Below are 20,518 nucleotides of genomic sequence, written 5' to 3' on the forward strand. Positions count from 1 at the left end.
GCCCGGAGTGACTGCCGGCGATGGAGGTAACGTCCTGCTCGATGACCTGCACTGCCCCACCGCGCGACTCACTCGAGGTGCTCAGCTCGCCTCCCGAGATGAACCGACAGCCGGCACGCCGCTTGGCGCGAGCAGCGAGGCTATCCGGGGGATGGCTGGCCCGAGAAGGCGGATACACGCTGGGGCTGGAGAAGAATCCGGAAAGCGAGGCCGTGCATGATCAGCAGCAGCGGCACGATGAGCGTCGGAATGAAGTAGGCCGCTCCCAGCTGCCCTGGCAGGAGCCCGGAGTGATTGGCCTGGTAGAAGGCGTTCACGAGGTCGGCGGTGCCCCAGATGCCGAAGATCCACGCGAGGACGACGCCCGCTGCGCGGGGCAGCGACCAGAGTGACAGCAACGCGAGCGTCGCCGCGATGAGGTCCCCGTACGCGGCGGAGTCGGCGAAGGCGGGCGGCACGCCGGGCGAGACCACGCCGGGGACGAGGAAGGCCAACCCGACGAAGCGGAAGGCGTGGAGCATCAGCAGAGGCCGCAACGCCTCTGCTCTCGGCCGGAGACGAAGGGCCGGCCAGACGTATCGGGCGGTGACGATCCCCCACGCGAGGAGGCTGAACGCGATGCTGGCGAAGAACCAGAGGCGTGATGCCATGGGCATCTCCTGGAGCTGGTTGCGGCGGGTGACTGCGTCGAAGGACCAGGCGCGCTGCGTCGGCGAGGGCCTCGGCCCGTCCCAGCGCGGCGCTGGCCTCGGCCGCGCCCGGCGCTCACCTGCGAGCTGGCGTGGCCTTGACCTGCCCCCCGAAAACTACCCCAGCGAAGGTGTCCGTCCTCTCGTGATGGAGGAGGGGACGCGATGCCGAAGGGCAGGACGCATACCGCGGAACAGATCATCCGAGCGCTGCGTGAGGTCGACGCCGGCGTGAAGGTCGGCGACGTTTGCCGGCAGCTCGGAGTCGTCGAGAAGTACTACGGGATGGAGCCGAGCGAAGCGCGTCGTCTTCGAGAACTCGAGGACGAGTTCAGGCCGGAAGGTGCCACGCTGGGATACTACGGAATCGTAGGTCACACCGCCGGGCGCGTCTTCGCTGGAGCACGCGCACCGCGGTGGTTCGAAGAACTGATCGCGCGAGCGATGTGCCGAAACCGCCATCGAGCGGCGCCTCCAACAGCGGCCCTCAGGCTACCTCAGGGCGAGCGCAAGGCTGCCACGCAACAACGGTCGGTCTCGCGCCGGCCGTCGAAAAATCGTACCTGAACCCTCGAAGCGCGCCGCTGTCATCCTGCGCGAGCACGGTACGAACGTAGGGCTTCTCTGCAATAGCTGCGGCGCCACCTAGCAGTGTCGCTGGCGGCGAGCCTGGAGCGGCGGCTGGGGTCTCCTCCAGGATCCAGAATGGAAACTCAGGCTCCGGGCACCGAGCTACAGCGCTGAACCCGTTGGTGGTGCATGAGTATTCGTGCGGTCCTGTAGCAGTTACGGCAATCTTTCGCCGCCCGTCCATGAAAAATGCATCGAGAGGCCGGGGGCGTCTGAGGCTACTCAGGCCATCAGCCGCCGTCGAGGCCAACATGCCAGCTACTTCGCCTCCGGTCTCGGCAAGTCGGTCGCTCTCCTGGGTCTCCCGGTTGAGCGCTTGCTCGCAATCGGCCCTTACTTTGTAGGGTAAGTCGGGATGCGCAACGTTGAACCTACCTGCATGAGTCTCCAAGATCTCAAGCGCGCCAGCGTGGTTGGGACCCTGCGTAAGCAGCAGAGCCAAATTGACCTTAGCGACGTTGATACCCGCATCAGCCGCCCGCTTGTATGCTAGGTAGGCCTGTGAGCGGAGATTATTCACGTGCAACGCGCGGCCAAGCTGTAGTGTGGATCCGTCTTTCGTGTTCGCGTGCTCACGTGCATAGTGAACAGCTACCGCCAGCCACTCGCGTTCGATCGCAAGGTTGACGGCGCGCTCCAGCGCAGCGCTGCTGCCGTTCATGCCTTCGGCGTATGCGAAAAATAGCATCGTGACGATCGGATCCACGGTTGTGGTTGTGCGTGCGTACAAAAGCGCGCAATTAGATCTGAGTTCGCGCGATGAGGCGCACAGTCCCTCGTGGATGACCGTAAGAGCGGCGGCAACATCTCCGACGCGATATAGTGCAGAAGCTAAGGCTTCATACGAAGCCCGAGACCACCGCGAGTCGCCGGCGGCGATGCAAGTCCTATAGTGTCTGATCGCGTGTGTCGGAATTCGTTCGCAGAGCCCCATGAAGTACTGGCAAACCGCCGATCCGCGCGTCTCCGGATCGAGGTGTTCTAGCGCCTGCAGCGAGTCGGCGGTCGTTCTCTTCGTTCCGATTACGATCTTCGCCACTCGCGCTTCCTGTTTGAGGCTTGGCGGGGCATCTGAAGATTCAAACGACGACAGCCTCTTGTCGGCGGAGTCTTTGTCGCCAGCGGAAAGGTCGCTGACGATCTTCCGCAAAGCTGCGGCATGAGAATCGACGTCATCGCCTCCGGCATCCGGGTCTTGCTCAGCGGTCTGCTTCGCCGCCGCGAGCGCGCGCTCGAACGCCGCGTAGCGCTGCGCGAACCATGGCTTAAGGATGCCGCCGGTCGCCTCGGCGACGCTCTTCAGTAGTCGTTCAACCGCCGGCTTGTCGCTTGCGTTTGTTGCTTGGTAATCGGCGATCGTGCTGCTCAGATCTTCCGTCCCCGCCTCTACTAGCAAGGGCGCGTAAAGTTGATTTCTGCCCCACGCTGCTCCTGCTTCAAAAAAGATCCATTCGCGAGCTTTTGATGCCGGCGTGATGAGGCCTACAAACGCTTTGGCGCGCTGAACCGCGCGTTGGATTTGTGGCTTGTAACCGATCGCGGAGGGCCGAAGGCTCTCTCCTGATATGAACACTTCTGGAGCGGGCTCGAGGGAAGCCTCGACCAAACGCTTGACGGCGGCAGCGATAGCGTAGTCCACCCCCGCCCGGTAAGATATAAACACGGTCGCCGACTCCGTAGCGGCCATTGGCAACGGTTCTTCCCTGGGGTCCCTTGGCGCTTCTTCTGCCGGCTCGCCGCCGCGTTGATCGTGCTGCCCAGCGGCTACATCGTGACGCTCGGCGGCTTCGCCCTCCGAAGTGCGCCCGGATTCGTTCTCGTCCATGCGTTACCCCGTCCAGCAGTAAAACCGACCCCGACGCCCGCGGGTCCGCCCGAACTGTATGGACCGCGGAGTTCACGACTCCCTGCGCGGCAGTGTAGTCGAGTTCGTGGCTCTAGGCCGCCCGGCGAAGCGTGGCTGCGACGAGCATACAGCGAGTGGAACGGGCGATCAGAAGAGATCGCGCACGTCAACGCCGAGCGCGGTGCTCAGCCGATCCACCGTGCGCAGAGCCGCGTTGACCTCGCCGTCCGAGGGGAGGTCCAAGGGCGCTCTCACTTGGTCATTGCAGCACCTCGGCGATAATGGCGACGACATCGCTGAGGAGGTGGGATGCGGAAGCGCGTCGATCGCGGGTGCCGCCTGCCGGAAGGAGACCGGTTCGAGATCCAGCGGCGAGATGCAGCCGGTGAGATGTTCGCCGCTGCTACCACCGCGGTGGGCTGCTCGACGAAGTCGATTCAACGGTTCATGCGGCACACCGGCGGCATGCGACCCAAAGCGTGGGATCGGGACCTGCGGCGGCTCATCGGGCGCCCGACGACGACGCTCGCGCAGACGGTCGCCGCGGCGTTGAAGCGCGCGTGACGGCGACCGCGTGAGTTCCGCATGGCGCGAGCCACCGGGCCATTCAGGTGATGGCTTGCCCGACACGGACGGTTGCCCGCCGGGGCTGGAGAAGAATCCGGAAAGCGAGGCCGTGCGTGATCAGCAGCAGCGGCACGATGAGCGTCGGAATGAAGTAGGCCGCTCCCAGCTGCCCTGGCAGGAGCCCGGAGTGATTGGCCTGGTAGAAGGCGTTCACGAGATCGGCGCTGCCCCAGACGCCGAAGATCCACGCGAGGACGACGCCCGCTGCGCGGGGCAGCGACCAGAGTGACAGCAACGCGAGCGTCGCCGCGATGAGGTCCCCGTACGCAGCGGGATACGCAAAGGCGGGCGGCACCCCGGGCGAGACCACGCCGGGGACGAGGAAGGCCAACCCGACGAAGCGGAAGGCGTGGAGCATCAGCAGAGGCCGCAACGCCTCGGCTCTCGGCCGGAGACGAAGGGCCGGCCAGACGTATCGGGCGGTGACGATCCCCCACGCGACGAGGCTGAACGCGATGCTGGCGAAGAACCAGAGGCGCGACTCCATGGGCATCTCCTAGCGCTGGGTGCGGCGGGTGACTGCGGCGAAGGATCGGGCGCGCCTCAGGTCTCGGCCGCCAGGCGAGCGGCGGGGTGGAGCTCCTCGCGGCTCGCCCCGGCGGGAACGCCATCGGCGACGGCCACGTGCTCGCGCCGCCAGACCTCGGAGTCACGCGCGAGCTGCGGCTCCGAAGGGAAGGGGCGGCGCAGCTCTCGGTCGTAGCGGTCGAGGTCGAAGCCGGGAACGAGCGGAGTGACCAGGAACTGCGCCACCTGGCGCACCCAGTTGCGGAAGGTCCGCCGGTTCTGCGGCAGCGCGGCATAGCGGCGCGCGATCGTCTCGAAGTCCTCGGCCGGGCGACCCGTGACCTCGAGCACGTCCGTCGTGGGGGCGCCGAGCTCGAAGGCTCCCGCCCCGTGATCGCCGATGTAGTAGCGCAGGCCGCTGACCAGATCGATCGGCAGGCCGTTCATCCGCGCCGCCTTCAGGAACATCCACGGCGGCGTCGGCGCGACCCTGACCGCTCGCCCGACCGCGCGGCCAATCGCCTGGGCCATGTCCTCCGCGCCGAGCAGCCGTGGTCCCGTGGGGCGGTAACGTCGCCCGGCGTGCCGCGCGGGATCCGTCAGCGCCGCCACGGCGACCCGCGCGATGTCCTCGTTGGACGCCGGCGCGTTGCGGCTGCTGCCGCCGATCCAGGGAAAGATGCCGAGCTGCGCGGCCACTCCGGTCATCTCGAGATACGCGTCGGCGAAGATCCCCGGGTTGACGATGGTATGCGTGATCCCCGGGACCATCGCGAACAGCCGGTCCACGAGCCAGTGCTGGCGCGTCATCAGGGACGGGTGCGACGGGCTCGCCAGCCACTGCGTCAGGCCGACGAGGTGTTCGAGTCGCGCGTCGCGGGCGGCGACAGCGAAGGCGGCCGCGCCCTGGATCATGTAGGGATCGAAGGGCGGACAGTAGTAGGCGCGCTGGACGTCCTGCAGCGCGTCGGCGATGCGCTCGACGTCGCTCATGTCGGCCACCGCGATCTCGGCTCCCTGCGCCTGCAGGCGCGCGCTGCGCGCATCCTCCCCGTGCACGACCGCGCGGACCGGGTAACCGGCCCTCAGCAGCTCGGCGACGACGATGGCGCCGGTCTTCCCGGTCGCGCCGGTCACGACGATGCGTGGCTTCCTCATGTTCCTCTCCTCGAGTGGGCGCCTGCCTGGGCCCGGGTGGTTACGAGGTGGTACCGAATCGATGGTACCGGCGAGTACCATCGCGATGGAGTATGGTACCCGACAGTACCGGCGTCAAGGGAGAGGCGATGGCCAGGACCACGAAGTCGGAACGGCCCCCGGACGGGGGCGATCCAGCCGCGGTGCGCGGGCGCATCCTCGACGCCGCCTTCGCGGCGTTCATGAAGAGCGGCTACGCCGCGACCAGCACGCTCGAGATCGCCAGGCGCGCGCGCGCTTCGAAGCGAGAGCTGTACGCGCTGGTCGGCAACAAGCAGGAGATGCTGATCGCCTGCATCACCGAGCGCGCCAGGCGACTGGAGGTGCCGGCCGATGTGCCCGCGCCAGGCGACCGCGAGGCCCTGGCGCAGGTGCTGGCGTCCTTCGGGACGCAGCTCGTCCGGGAGATCAGCGATCCAGCGGTCGTCGCGGTGTTTCGACTCGCGATAGCCGAGGCCATCCAGGCGCCCGAGGTGGCGCGGACGCTGGACTCCATCGGCCGCGAGGCGAGCCGCACCGCCTTGCGAGAGGTCATGGCCCGCGCTCGGAAGGCCGGGCTGCTCGACGGCCGCCCGGCCGAGCTGGCCGAGCAGTTCAGCGGGCTGCTGTGGCGCGACCTGCTGCTGAGCCTGCTGCTGGGCGTCGCCGAGCGCCCGAACGCCCGCGAGATCGCGGAACGTGCCCGTGACGCCGCGGCCGCTTTCCTCCAGCTTCACCCAGCCGTGGCGAGCCCGGCGAAGGGAGGGGGCGGTTGAAGATCGCCCGGGTCGTCGCAGCCGCTACGGCACGTTCGGGCTGGTGGCGAGGACCGTCACGGTTCCGCCGGTCGCGGCGACCTTCTTCACGCTCGCGTGGGCCTCGTCCGTCCAGTAGACGCTCGTGTTGTCCGCGGCGAGCGACATGAACGCTCCGGAGGTGGGCGCGAGCGTGGTCACCGTGCCTCCCGCGAGCGGCACCGAGAAGACGTTCCCGTAGCCGTCGGAGAAGAAGAGGCTGCTCGTGTTGACGGCCAGGGCGTCGTACTGGCTGTACGGCACGCCGTAGCTGGTGGTTGCGCCCCCGGCGACCGTGGTGCGATGGAGGTCGCGGTACCCCCAGTACACCTGGGAGGCGTCGATGGCCATCGAGACCCCCTGGTCGTTCACCGACGAGAACGCCGACCCGGTGCCGCCGCTGAGGCCCACCCTGCAGAGCTGGTTGCCGGTGCAGAAATAGTAGATCCCGGTGCCGTTCACCGCGATGGCGTTGGCCGCCGAGACGTCGCTGGTGAGGATGGTCGGGGTGGTGGGCCCGGTCGCGCTCGCCGGCACGCTCTTCACGGAGGACCCCGACATTTCCGTGAAGTAGACGGTCCCCCCGTAGACCGCGATGGCATAGGGCTGCTTCAACCCCGTGGCGAGCGTCGTCACCGTCCCGCCGGCCTTCGGGACCTTCTTGACGGTGCCGCCTCCGGACTCCGTCCAGTACACGTAGCTCGCGTCCTGAGCGATGAACATCGCCTGGCTGAGGCCCGTCGCGAGCGTCGTGACCGCCCCGCCGTTGATGCCCACCTTCTTCACGCTGCCGCCCTGCTCCTGCTCGGTCCAGTAGACGTTGCTCGGGTCCACGACGAGCTGGAACGGAAGGTGCGCGTTGTCCACCGTGAAGGTGGGATAGGTCGCGCTGCCGAGCGCGGTCGTCACGACCAGCGCGCAGCTGCCTGCGGCGACGGTGGGGACGACCACCGCGATGTTCGCGGTGGTGCCGTTCGCGGCGATCGTGGCGTTGGCGCCGCAGATGGTGACCGAGCCGCTGGAGGCCGTGGTCGGGAGGTTCGTTCCCGCGACCGCGACCTTCGTGCCGGGTGCGCCGCTGGGCGTCGCATAGCCGATGGTCGGCGGACCGGAGAGCGTGCCGCCGCCTCCGCTGCCGCCGTCGCTTCCGCCGTCGGTGCCGCCCCCGGTCGACGAGTTGTCACAGGACTGGGTCGCCGGAGGGATGTTCCAGAACTTGTTCCCGAAGGTCATCAGCTCGTTGCAGCCGACCTGGCCGCCGGAGATCGGCCCCGAGGTGCCCGAGGCTTGCCCGGTGGGATTGGTGCTCAGGCACCCGGAGTCGCCGTTGCAGCTCCAGTGGTAGTACCAGTCGCCGCTGCTCCCGCCGCCTCCGCTGCCGCCGCAGGCGAAGACGAGGGCGCCGGCGACGGCGAGCGAGACCGCAGCGACGAGCGGCGACGGGATCCGCGTGCGACGGTTCATCGGACGTCTCCGGTGGAGGGGGCCGGCGCGCCTGAGCTGCCCGGCGAAGGGGCGAGCGCGAACATGGCATGCCCTCGCGCGCCCGGGCAATCACTCGTCGGGAGGACCGTGTCGCGCGGATCGGCTTCCCGGAACCGAGTGACACCTGGGGAGACGACGTCGCGCGTCGGTGGCCCGCGGCTGCCGGCCCCATGGCCTTCGAACGCCCTCCGAGATGCAGGCGCGCGCCTCGCGCGCGGCGCGGCCCATATCTAGCCTTACCGCATGGAGCAGGCCTGGAGCGATCGCACCTCGAGCAAGGTCCCGAGCGTCACCTTGGCGTTCTGGGTGGCGAAGATCCTGGCGACCACCGTCGGCGAGACGGGCGGCGACGCCCTCTCGATGACGCTCGACCTCGGGTACGCCGTCAGCACGGTCATCTTCTTGGCGTTCTTCTGCGTGTCGGCGGGGGCCCAGGTCGCGTCGCGCCGCTACCACCCCGCCTTCTACTGGGCCGTCGTGGTCGCGACGACCACGGTCGGCACGACGACCTCCGACTACTTCGACCGCACGCTCGGGCTGGGGTACGTGAAGTCCTCGGCGGTGCTGCTCTGCGCCGTCGTCCTCGTGCTCGCGGTCTGGCGCGCCACGACCGGCGCCATCGCGGTGGACCAGGTCACCTCGCGGAAGGACGAGTTGTTCTACTGGGTGACGATCCTCGTCTCGAACACGCTCGGCACCGCGCTCGGCGACTTCGTCGCGACCAGCGCGGGACTCGGCTTCGAGCGCGGCGCCGCCGTGTTCGCCGCCCTGCTGGCGGTCGTCGCGGCGGCGCACTTCTTCACCCGGATCCCGGGGACGCTGCTCTTCTGGGCCGCGTATGTCCTCACGCGCCCGCTCGGCGCGACGCTGGGCGACACGCTGACGAAGCCGCGCCAGGACGGGGGGCTGGCGTTCGGCCGCTTCACCTCGTCGTTCCTCATCGCGGCGGCGATGGTCGCCGTGGTCGCGCTCGCCAGCCGGCGAAGGCGCCCGGAAGCTACGTCGGCAGCGTGAGTCCCGCGCGGGCGCAGCACGGTCGCCGCGCGCGCCGCAGCGCCTCGAGCCGGGCGCGGCGGCGGCGGCGGAGCCGGGCTACGCGGCCTGGGTCGCGCCGGCGACCTTCTTCACGGCCTCCAGCTCGATGGTGATCTCGACCTTCTCGCCGACGAGCACGCCGCCCGCCTCGAGCGCCGCGTTCCAGACCAGCCCGAACTCGCGGCGGTCGAGCGAGGTCTTGGCGGCGAAGCCGGCGCGCTCGTTGCCCCACGGGTCCTTCCCCGTGCCGGTGAACTCGGCGTCGAGGACCACCTCGCGCTTCACGCCGTGCAGCTCGAGCTCGCCGGACACCCGGTAGCCGTCGCCGGCCCGCTCGATCCTCCGGGAGCGGAAGGTGAGCTGGGGGTACTTCGCGACGTCGAGGAAGTCGGCCGAGCGGAGGTGCGTGTCGCGGTCCGCCACCTGCGTGTCGATCGAGGCGGCGTCGATGGTCACCTCCACCGAGGAGCGGGTGAGGTCCTGCGGGTCGAGCTGGATCGCGCCGGCCCACTTCGCGAAGCGGCCGTGCACCTTCGAGATGACCATGTGGCGCACGTGAAACTGGATGGCGGAGTGGCTGACGTCGATGTCCCAGGTGTTCGTCATGTTCGTGTCCTTTGGAGAGGAGCGGTTCGCTCGTGACGGGGAGAACATGCCGCTGTTGCAGCGTAGGCGCAACGGCCGACGCGGCACATCTCTGTTCCATTGTTGGAACGATCCGGGAAGCTCGGCGCGCGACCGGCCGGGCGCCCGCCCCCAGGGGTGGTGCCCACACCTGCCTTCATCGATCCGCACGTGCGCCGCGTGCTAAGCCACCGCCGCCATGGCCCCTCCCCAGGCTGCCGCCCGGCGCGGCTTCCGCATCTCCCCCACGCAGCAGATCATGCTCGGCCTCGTCGCGGGCGTCCTCGTCGGCTGGCTCTTCCCGAGCGCCGGCGTCGCGCTCAAGCCCGTGGGCCAGCTGTTCCTCCGCCTCATCAAGATGATCGTCGGGCCGCTCGTCCTGACGACGCTCATCGCCGGGATCGCCGGCGCGGGCGGGAAGATGGTCGGCCGCGTCGGCCTCAAGGCGATCCTCTGGTTCGAGGCAGCCACGACCCTCGCGCTCGTGGTGGGACTGACCGGCGCGAACCTCGTCCAGCCCGGCGTCGGCGTCGGGCTCGCGACCGACGCCGGCGCGGCGGGCAAGCTGGCGAAGGCGAAGGGCGCCGTCGACTTCGTCCTCGAGGCGTTCCCGGTCTCGATCTTCGACGCGCTGGCGCGGAACGACATCCTCCAGATCGTCGTCTTCGCGCTCTTCGTCGGGCTCGCCATCGGCGCGGCCGGGGAGAAGGCGGCGGCGGTGAAGGGCCTCGCCGAGTCGGGCGCTGAGGTGATGTTCAAGGTCGTCGGCTTCGTGATGAGGTTCGCGCCCCTCGGGGTGGGCGCGGCCATGGCCGCGACGCTGGGCGCCAAGGGGATCCGGGTCCTCATTCCGCTGCTCAAGGTGGTCGGGACGCTCTACGGGTGCCTCGCCGTCTTCTTCGCCCTCCTGTTCCTGGCGATGTGGCTCCTCACGCGCCTCCACCTGCGGACCTTCCTCGCGGCCATCCGCGAGCCGGCGGTGATCGCCTTCACGACCACCTCGTCGGAGGCGGCCATGCCGCGGGCGATGGAGGCGATGGAGCGGATCGGCGTGCCGCGCTCGATCGTCGCCTTCGTGATGCCGGCGGGCTACTCCTTCAACCTCGACGGCTCGACCCTGTACCTCTCGCTGGCGGTGATGTTCGTGGCGCAGGCCGCCGGCCTGCACCTCCCGCTCGGCGAGCAGCTCGCCATCATGGGCGTGCTCATGCTCACGACCAAGGGCGTCGCGGGCGTGCCGCGCTCCTCGCTGGTCGTGCTCGCGGGGGCGCTCACCGCCTTCCACCTGCCGCTCGAGGGCGTCGCCATCCTGCTCGCCATCGACGAGCTCATGGACATGGGGCGCTCCTGCGTGAACGTGGTGGGGAACTGCGTCGCCACCGCGGTGGTCGCGCACTGGGAGAAGGCGATCGCCCCCGGCGCGCTCATCCTCGGTCCGGGCCGCCTCGCGGTCGCCGAGGTCCCGGAGCGCAGGAGCGCGGTCGGGGAGTGACGCCGACCGGCCGGCGCCTCAGCGCGCGCGCTGCCTCGCCTCGGCCGTCTCCGCGCGAGCGACGTCCACGAACGCCCTGAACGCAGGCGACACCTGGGCGCGGCTGGGGAAGTAGAGGAAGAACCCCGGCACGGCTGCCGCGTACGGCTCGAGGACGAGGCGCAGGCTCCCGCGGCGCAGGTCGTCCGCGATCAGCGGCTCGAAGACGTAGAGGAGGCCGGTCCCGGCGACCGCGAGGAGTCGCATCAGCTCGGGGTCGTTCGTCGTCACCGGTCCTTCGACCGGGACGCGCCACGCCTTCTTCCCGCGCTCGAGCTCCCAAGCGTAGCGCGCGCCGCTGGTGGACATGCGGATGCAGAGGCAGGCGTGCTGGAGCAGGTCCTGGGGCCTCTCCGGGGTGCCGCGTCGCGCCAGATACGAGGGAGCCCCCGCCACGACGAAGCGGCCCGGGTCCGCGAGCCGGACCTGCACCATGTCGCGCTCGATCGACTCGGACAGGCGGATGCCGGCGTCGACGCCCTCGGCGACGATGTTCACGAACCGGTTCTCGGCCAGGACCTCGACCTCCACCCGCGGATGCCGCTCCAGGAAGCGCGGCAGCAGCCGGGCGACGAGCGCCACCGCCGCGCTGGGCACCGAGAGCCGGACGCGGCCCGTGACCTCGCCAGGCCGGGCCGACACGGTCTTGAGGGACTCGAGCGCCTGCTCCACCGCGGGGCCGGCGTTCTCCAGCAGGCGCTGCCCCGCCTCGGTGAGCGCCACCGTCCGCGAGGTCCGCGTGAGCAGCGTCACGCCGAGGCGCGCCTCGAGCTGCCGGACGGACTGGCTCAGCGCGGAGGTGGAGACGCCGAGGTCCCGGGCCGCGGCCGCGAAGCTGCGGCGGCGCGCGACCGCGAGGTAGGCGTTGAGGCCGTTGAGCGGGGTGAAGGCCACCGTGAAGGTTTCCTACACGAGGGCGCCCGCTCAGGTCTACCCGGCCTCCAGCGAGGCCATGTCGATGGAGAAGCGGTACTTCACGTCCGACCTGAGCAGCCGCTCGTACGCCTCGTTGATCTTCTGGATGGGGATGACCTCGACGTCCGCCGTGAGGCCGTGCTCGCCGCAGAAGTCGAGCATCTCCTGCGTCTCGCGGAGGCCGCCGATGGGCGAGCCGGACAGGCTGCGACGTCCCATGAGGAGGCCGAAGGCGGAGACGGGGAGGGGCTTCTCCGGCGCGCCGACGAGGGTGATGTTGCCGTCGCGGCGGAGGAGCTGGATGTACGCGTTGATGTCGTGGTCGGCGGAGACGGCGTCGAGGATGAAGTCGAAGCTGCCGGCGTGCTTGCGCATCTCGTCCGCGTTGCGCGACACGACCACCTCGTCGGCGCCGAGGCGGAGCGCGTCCTCCTTCTTGCGGGGCGAGGTGGTGAAGGCGACGACGTGGGCCCCGAGCGCGTGGGCGAACTTCACGCCCATGTGCCCCAGGCCGCCCAGTCCGACCACGCCCACCTTCTTGCCCCGGGTGACGCCCCAGTGACGCATCGGCGAGTAGGTCGTGATCCCCGCGCAGAGCAGCGGCGCGGCCCCCGCCAGGTCGAGGTTCGACGGGACGCGTAGGACGAACCGCTCGTCGACGACCACGCCGCCGGAGTAGCCGCCGTAGGTGACGCCCCCGAGGTGCTTGTCGCGCCCGTTGTAGGTGAGGGTGCCGTTCGGGCAGAACTGCTCGAGGCCGGCCTGGCACTCGGGGCAGGTGCCGTCGGAGTCCACCAGGCAGCCCACCGCGGCCAGGTCGCCGGGCGCGAACCGGGTGACCGCGGCGCCCACCTTCTTCACGCGGCCGACGATCTCGTGGCCAGGGACGCAGGGGTAGACGGAGGGCATCACGCCGCTCCACTCGTTCCGGACCGTGTGGAGATCGGAGTGGCAGACCCCGCAGAAGAGGATCTCGAGCTGCACGTCGTGCGGGGTGGGATCGCGCCGCGCGATCGTGGTGGCGGCGAGCGGCGACGTCGCGCCCGCTGCGGAGTAAGCCTTCACGTGGGTCATGGACGGGTGCTCCTTCCGAGGTTCACTGCGACTCGCGCGCGGGCACTGCCCGGCGCCCGAGGAACCTACGCGCTGGCCCGAGCTCCCGAAACGGGCGGGGAGCGCATGGGCCGTTTAGAAAAACTTCACGCCCGGGCGGCGCCTGCCGTACCCCATCTGGACGGTTCCCCGCCGCGAGCCGCGCCCTACACCGTTCCCTCGCGCCGCGTCGGTGGTCCAGGAGCAGCGATGACCCATGAGCGGAAGTGGCAAGAGAGCATCCAGGTCGGCTTCCAGGTCTTCGACCGCGACGGCGGCGCGGAGTTCGGTGCGGTCCGCGACGTCTGCCCGGCCGGTCGCCTGGAGCTGCTGGTCAACATCGAGAACGGCGGCGACCACTGCATCCCGCTCGACGCCATCGTCGACGTCCACTCCGAGAAGGTGATCGTGGACGCGGCCCGCCTGGCCCCCGCCGTCCGGCACGCGATCGCGCACGCCCACGACGCCGAGCGCCCGGGGCTCTAGCCGCGGGCGCCCATGCTCCGCGGCACGGCCGTATCTCCGGGGATCGCCCGAGGGGTAGCGTTCGTCATCACCTGCGGCAACCGGGCTCCCGCGCCGCGCCGCCGCATCCAGGCCTCGGAGCTGGAGGGCGAGCGCCTGCGCTTCGACGGGGCGCTGGACCGGGCCGAGGCGGAGCTGGTGACGCTCCAGCGGGACGTGCTGGAGAGGATCGGCCCCACCCAGGCCGACATCTTCGGCGCCCAGGCGCTCGTCGTGCGGGACCCCGGCCTGCGCGACGGCGTCCTCCGGGCGATGGGCGAGAAGCTCGTCAACGTGGAGGCGGCGCTCTCGGACTTCATCGACGCCCAGACGCGCGACCTCGAAGCCGTCCGGGACGGCTACATCAGGGAGCGGGCGGCCGACGTGCGCGACGTCGGCCGCCGCATCCTGTCGGCCCTGATCGAGCAGCGAGGCACCGGCTGCCTGGAGATCCCTCCGGACGCCGTCGTCGTGACGGAGGAGCTGCTGCCGTCCGTCACCGCCCGCCTCGAGGTGAGCCGCGCGCGGGGGTTCGTGACCGAGCGCGGCAGCAGGTTCTCGCACAGCTCGATCCTGGCGCGCTCGCTCGGCACCCCGGCGGTCGCCGCGGTGCCGGAGGCGTCGCGGAAGATCAGGACCGGCGACCAGGTCATCGTGGACGGCCTCGCGGGCATCGTGTTCGTCAACCCGGAGCGATCGGTCGAACGCGAGTACGACCGGCTGCAGGCCGAGCTCGGCGGCCAAAAGGAGAGGCTGCGGCACCTCGTCGACCTCCCTTCGACCACGGCGGACGGGACGGCCATCCCGCTGCTCGCCAACGTCAACAAGCTGGCCGACACGGAGGCCGCGCTCCTCTATCGGGCCGAGGGCGTCGGGCTCTACCGGACCGAGTTCCAGTTCACCATCCGCGACCGCTTCCCGGCCGAGGACGAGCAGTACGAGTTCCTCGCGCGCTCGGCGGAGCGCCTCCACCCGCGCCGGCTGGTGCTCCGGCTGCTGGATCTGGGTGGCGACAAGACCCTGCCGTACTTTCCGCTGCCAGCGTCCCGCAACCCCTCGCTGGCTCAGCGGGGCATCGGGCTCCTGCTCGAGCACGTGGACGTCCTGAGGGCTCAGCTGCGCGCCTTCCTGCGGGTGAGCGCGGACCATCCGATCTCGATCCTGCTCCCCGTCGTGCGTGGGCTGGAGGACGTGCGGCGAGCGCGCGACGTCGTGCGTCAGGTTCAGCGCGAGCTCTCCGAGGCGGGGAGGCGCTTCGACGCCGAGGCGCCGCTCGGCGCCATGATCGAGCTGCCGTCGGCGGCCTTGATGGCGCGGAGCCTGTTGCGCGAGGTCGACTTCCTCAGCCTCGGGACGAACGATCTCGTGCAGTACGTGCTCGCGGCGGACCGCGAGGACGGGGGCGTCGCTCCGAGCTACCACCCGCTGCACCCGGCGGTCCTGCAGCTGATCCGCTCGGTGGCGGAGGCGGCGAGCAGCGCCGGCCGCGAGCTCACCATCTGCGGCGAGATGGCCGGCGATCCCACCCTCACCGCCCTGCTGCTCGGCCTGGGGCTGCGTCAGTTCAGCGTCGCGCCCGGTGAGCTGCTGGAGGTGAAGGACGCCATCCGCAGGGTGCGACTCGACGCGGCGGAGGAGCTGGCCCGCAGGGCCCTGGAGCTGGGGACCGTCGCCGAGATCGTGGCGCTCCTCGGCGCGACAGGACGGTGAGCGAGGCGGGAGAGGGTGCCCCAGGTCAATCAACCCTGGGTGCGTAGCGCCCCCCGCGCGCTCCGGCGTGCGGTACGGCGTAAGCCCGCGAGGTTCCGCCCGAGCCGCCGGGGCGCCGAACGTGTCATGCCTCCGGGCACGGATCCCGCATTGCGAGCCGGCCGCGGGGCTCGGTTCCCCGAATGCATCGGCTCGCCTCACCCCAACGAGGAAGTCCTCCATGCTCGCTCGCCTTCGGGTCGGAACGAAGATCCTGCTCGGCTACGCCGTGGCCGTCGCCATCACCGCGCTCGTCGGCGTCTCCGCCTACGTGGGGACGCACCGGGTCTCGGCTCAGCTGGAGGACGTGGTGAAGAACGACGCTCCGGCGGTGGTGGCGCTGGGGAACGTGGCCGAGGGCGAGGGGCTCGTCGCCAGGTACCTGAACGTCCTCTACATGACGGAGCTCGGGCTCGACGATCCCATCCGCCTGGCGGCTCGCGAGGGCTACGCCGAGGGGCTGAAGCACATCGACGACGCCATCGCCGCCTTCGAGCGGACCACCCAGGGCCCGACGGTCACGCGCGCCTGGCGCGAGGCGAAGCCGCTCGTGGTCGGCTGGGAGCAGTCGGTGGGCCAGGCGCGCTCCGCCATCTCGCAGTGGGAGGAGGCTCGCCGCGCGGGCCGCCCCGACCTGCAGGAGGTCCAGGCGCGCGCCTGGAGCGCCTACACCGCCCAGCTCGCGGCGCTCACCCCGGCGCAGAAGACCATCGACGCGCTGCAGGACGTGATGGAGTCGGACCTCGCGGAGGCGCGCAAGGAGGCCGACGTCACCTCGAGCGCCGCCATCACCGTCATCGTGGTCACGGTGCTGGTGGGCAGCCTGGGCGTCTTCGCCCTCGGGCTCCTCATCGCGCGCGGCATCCGCGCGACCCTGCGCCGGCTCGTGCACGAGGCGGCCCAGGTCACCGGCGCGGTGGAGCGAGGTGACCTGAAGGTCCGGGCCGATCCGGCCGCCGTGCACCCGGAGTTCAGGCCGGTCGTGCAGGGGATGAACGCCACGGTGGACGCCTTCGCGCGCCCCCTGGGGCTCACGGTGGAGCGCATCGAGCGCATCTCGAAGGGCGATCTCCCGGAGCCCATCGCCGAGCGCTTCCAGGGGGACTTCGAGATCATCAAGGACTCGCTCAACCGCTGCATCGCGGCGGTGGCGGCGGTGGTCCAGGACGGCAAGGCGCTCGCGGCCGCGGCGCTCGAGGGGAACCTCTCGGCGCGCGCCGACGCGGACCGGCACCAGGGCGACTTCCGCAAGATCGTGGAGGGCTTCAACGGCACCCTCGACGCGGTGATGAAGCCGGTGGACGAGGCGACGGAGGTCCTCGAGCACCTCGCCCAGCGCGACCTGCGGGCGCGCGTGAGCGGCCAGTACCGGGGCGACCACGCCAAGATCTCCGAGGCGCTCAACGCGACGGCGGAGGCGCTGCACGACGCCCTGGCGCAGGTCGCGCAGGCGGTCGGGCAGGTCTCGTCGGCGTCGGCGCAGATCGCCTCCTCGAGCCAGGCCGTGGCGAGCGGCGCCTCCGAGCAGGCCAGCTCGCTGGAGGAGACGAGCTCCAGCCTGGAGTCGATGTCCGCGATGACGAAGCAGGCGGCCGACAACGCCCAGCAGGCGTCGGCGCTCACCACGGCGGCGAGGGGCGCCGCCACCGAGGGCGCCGCGGCGATGGAGCAGATGACCGCCGCCATGGGCAAGATCAAGGCGTCGGCCGAAGGCACCTCGCAGATCATCAAGGACATCAACGAGATCGCCTTCCAGACGAACCTCCTCGCGCTCAACGCGGCGGTGGAGGCGGCGCGCGCGGGCGAGGCGGGCCGGGGCTTCGCGGTGGTGGCGGAGGAGGTGCGGTCGCTGGCGCTCCGCTCGAAGGAGGCCGCCAACAAGACCGAGGCCCTCATCCGGCAGTCGGTGAAGGAGGCCGGGGAGGGCGAGGTCACGGCGGGCCACGTGAACGAGCGGCTCTCCGAGATCGTCGGGTCGGTCTCCAAGATGACCGACCTCGTGGCCGAGATCTCGGCGTCCGCGAAGGAGCAGGCGGCCGGCATCGCCCAGGTCAGCCGGGCGATGGAGCAGATGAACACCGTCACCCAGCAGAACGCCGCCAGCTCCGAGGAGTCCTCGTCGGCCGCGTCCGAGCTGTCCGGCCAGGCTGAGGAGCTCGCGGCCATGGTCGGGGTCTTCCAGCTCGAGTCGAAGGACGGCGCCGCCCTCGGGACGAGGGCGGCGGCGCTGCGCGGGCCCGGTGTGCGCGCGTCCGCCGCGCCGGCTCGCTGGAGCTCTCCCCGCGCCACGGCGTGATCGGCGAGGAACCCATGGACCCCCGCACCCGACCCCTGCTGCTCGCGCTGTCGCTGTGCTCCCTCGCGCTCGCCGCCGGCGCGCCCGCCGCGCGCGCCGAGGAGCGCGCCGAGGAGCGCGCCGCCGCGCCCGCCCCCGAGGCGGGAGGCGCGCCGCCGCCGGCGGACGCGCCCCCGGCGTCCGAGATCGCGCTGGCGCGCTCGTTCACCCCGTTCACCCCGCGACCGGCGCCGCCGCCCGGCGAGGCCGCCGCGCCCGCCGAGCCGCCGGCGTGGTGGAGCGTCGGCTTCCAGAGCACGTACGTCCTGCAGCGCAAGGCGGGGTTCCAGGCCCCCTACACCGGCCCGAACAGCCTCACGACCGCGCCGGAGACCGGCTACACGCTCAGCGCGACGGCGTTCCTCGGGGTGCGGCCGTGGTCGGGCCTGGAGCTGTTCTTCGACCCGGAGACGATCCAGTCCCAGGACATCTCCCACCTCTCCGGGCTGGGCGGGCTCTCGAACGGCGAGAACCAGAAGAGCGGCGGTCCGATCCCGACCCTGTACCGGGCGCGCGTGTTCCTGCGGCAGACCGTCGACCTCGGGGGGGAGGCCGCCACGCTCGAAGCGGGCCCGAACCAGTTCGGGGGCGCGACCCGCAGCCGGCGGCTGGTCGTGACGGCCGGGAACTTCTCCTGGGGGGACGTCTTCGACGGGAACGCCTTCTCGCACGACCCCCGCACGCAGTTCCTCAACTGGGCGCTCATGAGCTACGGCGCGACGGATTACCCGGCCGACGTGCGCGGCTACACCTGGGGGATCACGGTCGAGTACTACCAGGAGAACTGGGCGTTCCGCGCCGGGCGCTTCGCCGAGCCCATCGAGTCGAACGGGCTGGCGCTGGACGCGCACGTCCTCGACCACTACAGCGACACCGTCGAGATCGAGCACGGCCACACCGTCCTCGGCCAGCCCGGCAAGGTGCGGGTGCTGGGTATCCGCAACTTCACGCGGATGGGGAGCTTCCGCGACGCCCTCCGGTACGCGGCGGCGAACGGCGGCGCCCCGGACGTCGCCAGCGTCCGGCGCGATCAGGCCAAGTACGGCCTCGGCGTGAGCTTCGAGCAGAACGTCCTCCCGGGCGTCGGGCTCTTCGGCCGGCTGAGCTTCAACGACGGGCGGACCGAGACGTACAGCTACGCCGAGATCGAGCGCGCGGTGGCGGCCGGCGCGAGCGTCGACGGCCGGTACTGGCGCCGGCCCGGCGACACGCTCGGGTTCGCGTGGGCGCTCGACGCGCTCTCCGACGACCACCGCGCCTACCTCGGGGTGGGCGGCCTCGGCTTCCTCATCGGCGACGGGCGGCTCGACCGTTACCGCCCCGAGCAGATCCTCGAGGCCTACTACAGCGTGAACGCGTTCAAGGGGTTCTGGCTCACCTTCGACGCGCAGCACATCGCGAACCCCGCCTACAACGCGGACCGCGGCCCGGTGAACGTCGCCGGCGTGCGCCTGCACGTCGAGTACCCCTAGGCCGTCGCTCGCGGGAGGGCCGTGCAGGCGCCGGGCGACGGGCCCTCCGGGCGAGCGCGGCCGCGCGCGCCGACCCCACCCTGAGATCGAGCCCGCTCGCGCGCGGCTGGCGATGGGCCAGGGCTCGAAGGGGGTCCGGCCATGGAGTGGGACGCGATCGTCATCGGCAGCGGGCAGGCCGGGGTGCCGCTCGCGACCAAGCTCGCCGCGGCGGGGAAGCGCGTCGCGCTTGTCGAGCGGGGCGAGCCGGGCGGGACCTGCACCAACACCGGCTGCACGCCGACGAAGACCATGATCGCGAGCGCGCGGGCGGCGCAGGTGGCCCGGACGGCCGGACGCCTCGGGGTCCACGCGGCGGAGGTCCGGGTGGATCTCGCCGCGGTGGTGGAGCGCAAGGAGGGGGTCGTCCGCCAGTGGCGGGAGGCCGTGCTCGGCAAGCTCCAGGGGACCGAGCGGCTGACCTTCCTCCGCGGGCACGCCAGGTTCACCGGCGAGCGCACGCTCGACGTGGGCGGGGAGCGGCACCGGGCCGCGACGGTGGTCCTCGACGTGGGGGCGCGGCCCGCGGTGCCTCCCATCCCCGGGCTCGACGCCGTCCCCTGGCTCGACAACCGGAGGGTGATGGAGCTGCGCAGCCTGCCGCCCCACCTCCTGGCGCTCGGAGGCGGCTACGTCGGGTGCGAGCTCGCGCAGATGTTCCGGCGCTTCGGGTCCGAGGTGACCGTGGTCGACCCGGGCGAGCACCTCCTCAACCGGGAGGACCCGGACATCTCGCGCGCGCTCGAGGAGGTGTTCCGGGGCGAGGGGCTCCACCTCGCCCTCGGGGCCAAGGTCGAGCGGGTCGCTTCCGCCGGCGGCGGCGTGGCGCTGCGGCTCGCCGGCGGCGAGGAGGTCCGCGGGACGCACCTGCTGGTCGCGACGGGGCGCAGGCCGAACACGGACGACCTCGGGTGCGACGCCGGGGGCATCCGGCTCGACGCGCGCGGCTTCGTCGAGATCGACGACCAGTACCGGACGAGCGCGCCGGGGGTGTACGCGGTCGGCGACGTCACCGGCGAGCCGCAGTTCACGCACGTCGCCTGGGACGACCACCGCCTCCTCTTCGGCCTCCTCACCGGCCGGTCGCAGCGGGGCCGGGGCGGCCGCGCCTATCCGTACTGCGCGTTCACCGACCCGCAGGTGGCCGGCGTGGGGCTGAACGAGCGGCGGGCGCGGGAGCAGGGCATCCCCCACGAGGTCGCGACGATGCCGTTCGAGCGCATCGCCCGGGCGGTCGAGGTGGACGAGCGGGCGGGCCTCCTGAAGGTGCTCGTCGACCCCGCGACGGAGCGGGTGCTGGGGGCCGGGATCGTCGGCGCCGAGGCGGGGGAGCTCATCCACGTCTTCGTGGCGCTCCTCCAGGCGAAGGCCTCCGTCCGCGCCATCGTCGACGCCGAGTTCGTCCACCCCACCTTCGCCGAGGGCCTGCAGACGCTCGTGATGAGCCTCGAGCGGTTCGCGTCCTGAG

17 protein-coding genes and 1 pseudogene are annotated in these 20,518 nt (G+C 71.0%); 10 read left to right on the forward strand and 8 right to left on the reverse strand.

Annotation, left to right across the window (positions count from 1 at the left end; translation table 11 throughout):
* Positions 1–140: 140 nt before the first annotated feature.
* Positions 141–650: a DUF8737 domain-containing protein gene (locus HWY08_RS03580; protein ID WP_176063027.1), complete on the reverse strand. Its 510-nt coding sequence runs from the start codon at positions 648–650 to the stop codon at positions 141–143.
* Positions 651–854: 204 nt separating this feature from the next.
* Here HWY08_RS03580 and HWY08_RS22225 point away from each other — a divergent pair.
* A pseudogene (locus HWY08_RS22225) lies at positions 855–1,025 on the forward strand (transposase); the annotation flags it as partial.
* A gap of 151 nt (positions 1,026–1,176) precedes the next feature.
* Here HWY08_RS22225 and HWY08_RS03590 read toward each other — a convergent pair.
* A complete protein-coding gene (locus HWY08_RS03590; protein ID WP_176063031.1) occupies positions 1,177–3,144 on the reverse strand; it encodes a toll/interleukin-1 receptor domain-containing protein in 1,968 nt (655 codons plus the stop codon).
* Positions 3,145–3,474: 330 nt separating this feature from the next.
* Here HWY08_RS03590 and HWY08_RS03595 point away from each other — a divergent pair, with 330 nt between their 5' ends.
* Positions 3,475–3,729, forward strand: a complete 255-nt coding sequence (locus tag HWY08_RS03595) for a hypothetical protein (RefSeq protein ID WP_176063033.1) — start codon at positions 3,475–3,477, stop codon at positions 3,727–3,729.
* Between the two features lie 43 nt (positions 3,730–3,772).
* Here the strand turns inward: HWY08_RS03595 and HWY08_RS03600 are convergent, their stop codons facing one another.
* Together HWY08_RS03600 and HWY08_RS03605 are read right to left on the reverse strand one after the other, a co-directional pair.
* A complete protein-coding gene (locus HWY08_RS03600) occupies positions 3,773–4,279 on the reverse strand; it encodes a DUF8737 domain-containing protein (protein ID WP_176063035.1) in 507 nt (168 codons plus the stop codon).
* Positions 4,280–4,335: 56 nt separating this feature from the next.
* A complete protein-coding gene (locus tag HWY08_RS03605) occupies positions 4,336–5,457 on the reverse strand; it encodes an NmrA family NAD(P)-binding protein (RefSeq protein WP_176063037.1) in 1,122 nt (373 codons plus the stop codon).
* 128 nt (positions 5,458–5,585) lie between these two features.
* Between HWY08_RS03605 and HWY08_RS03610 the strand changes: the two genes are divergently transcribed.
* Positions 5,586–6,251, forward strand: coding sequence for a TetR/AcrR family transcriptional regulator (locus HWY08_RS03610; protein WP_176063039.1), 666 nt, complete (start codon positions 5,586–5,588; stop codon positions 6,249–6,251).
* A gap of 24 nt (positions 6,252–6,275) precedes the next feature.
* Here HWY08_RS03610 and HWY08_RS03615 read toward each other — a convergent pair whose 3' ends face one another.
* Positions 6,276–7,733 carry an IPT/TIG domain-containing protein gene (locus tag HWY08_RS03615; protein WP_176063041.1) on the reverse strand — a complete coding sequence of 486 codons (1,458 nt, stop codon included), beginning with the start codon at positions 7,731–7,733 and terminating at the stop codon, positions 6,276–6,278.
* Positions 7,734–7,997: 264 nt separating this feature from the next.
* Between HWY08_RS03615 and HWY08_RS03620 the strand changes: the two genes are divergently transcribed.
* Entirely contained in the window at positions 7,998–8,768 is a 771-nt protein-coding gene (locus HWY08_RS03620; protein ID WP_176063043.1) for a COG4705 family protein, read from the forward strand.
* Between the two features lie 78 nt (positions 8,769–8,846).
* Here the strand turns inward: HWY08_RS03620 and HWY08_RS03625 are convergent, their stop codons facing one another.
* Positions 8,847–9,395 carry a YceI family protein gene (locus HWY08_RS03625; protein WP_176063045.1) on the reverse strand — a complete coding sequence of 183 codons (549 nt, stop codon included), beginning with the start codon at positions 9,393–9,395 and terminating at the stop codon, positions 8,847–8,849.
* Positions 9,396–9,612: 217 nt separating this feature from the next.
* Here HWY08_RS03625 and HWY08_RS03630 point away from each other — a divergent pair, with 217 nt between their 5' ends.
* Positions 9,613–10,905 (forward strand): dicarboxylate/amino acid:cation symporter, encoded by a 1,293-nt coding sequence (locus tag HWY08_RS03630; RefSeq protein ID WP_176063047.1) that lies wholly within the window; start codon positions 9,613–9,615, stop codon positions 10,903–10,905.
* 18 nt (positions 10,906–10,923) lie between these two features.
* Here HWY08_RS03630 and HWY08_RS03635 read toward each other — a convergent pair whose 3' ends face one another.
* Both HWY08_RS03635 and HWY08_RS03640 read right to left on the reverse strand, forming a co-directional pair.
* Positions 10,924–11,838, reverse strand: coding sequence for a LysR family transcriptional regulator (locus tag HWY08_RS03635; protein WP_176063049.1), 915 nt, complete (start codon positions 11,836–11,838; stop codon positions 10,924–10,926).
* A gap of 36 nt (positions 11,839–11,874) precedes the next feature.
* Positions 11,875–12,933, reverse strand: coding sequence for an NAD(P)-dependent alcohol dehydrogenase (locus HWY08_RS03640; protein ID WP_176063051.1), 1,059 nt, complete (start codon positions 12,931–12,933; stop codon positions 11,875–11,877).
* A 228-nt stretch (positions 12,934–13,161) separates the two neighbouring features.
* On the opposite strand from HWY08_RS03640, the gene HWY08_RS03645 reads away from it, so the two are divergent.
* The 5 genes from HWY08_RS03645 to HWY08_RS03665 all read left to right on the forward strand — a co-directional run bounded on the left by HWY08_RS03645 (position 13,162) and on the right by HWY08_RS03665 (position 20,517).
* Entirely contained in the window at positions 13,162–13,437 is a 276-nt protein-coding gene (locus HWY08_RS03645; protein ID WP_209005110.1) for a hypothetical protein, read from the forward strand.
* 12 nt (positions 13,438–13,449) lie between these two features.
* Positions 13,450–15,165 (forward strand): phosphoenolpyruvate--protein phosphotransferase, encoded by a 1,716-nt coding sequence (ptsP, locus tag HWY08_RS03650; protein WP_176063053.1) that lies wholly within the window; start codon positions 13,450–13,452, stop codon positions 15,163–15,165.
* 220 nt (positions 15,166–15,385) lie between these two features.
* The gene (locus HWY08_RS03655; protein WP_235969438.1) at positions 15,386–17,500 is read left to right on the forward strand and encodes a HAMP domain-containing methyl-accepting chemotaxis protein; all 2,115 of its coding nucleotides are present in this window, start codon (positions 15,386–15,388) and stop codon (positions 17,498–17,500) included.
* Between the two features lie 14 nt (positions 17,501–17,514).
* On the forward strand, positions 17,515–19,011 hold the full coding sequence (locus HWY08_RS03660) for a carbohydrate porin (RefSeq protein WP_176063055.1): 1,497 nt from the start codon (positions 17,515–17,517) through the stop codon (positions 19,009–19,011).
* Between the two features lie 141 nt (positions 19,012–19,152).
* Complete coding sequence (locus tag HWY08_RS03665) at positions 19,153–20,517, forward strand: mercuric reductase (protein WP_176063057.1); 1,365 nt, start codon at positions 19,153–19,155, stop codon at positions 20,515–20,517.
* Position 20,518: the final 1 nt, after the last annotated feature.

The sequence above is a fragment of the Anaeromyxobacter diazotrophicus genome (assembly GCF_013340205.1).
Taxonomy (GTDB): domain Bacteria; phylum Myxococcota; class Myxococcia; order Myxococcales; family Anaeromyxobacteraceae; genus Anaeromyxobacter_A; species Anaeromyxobacter_A diazotrophicus.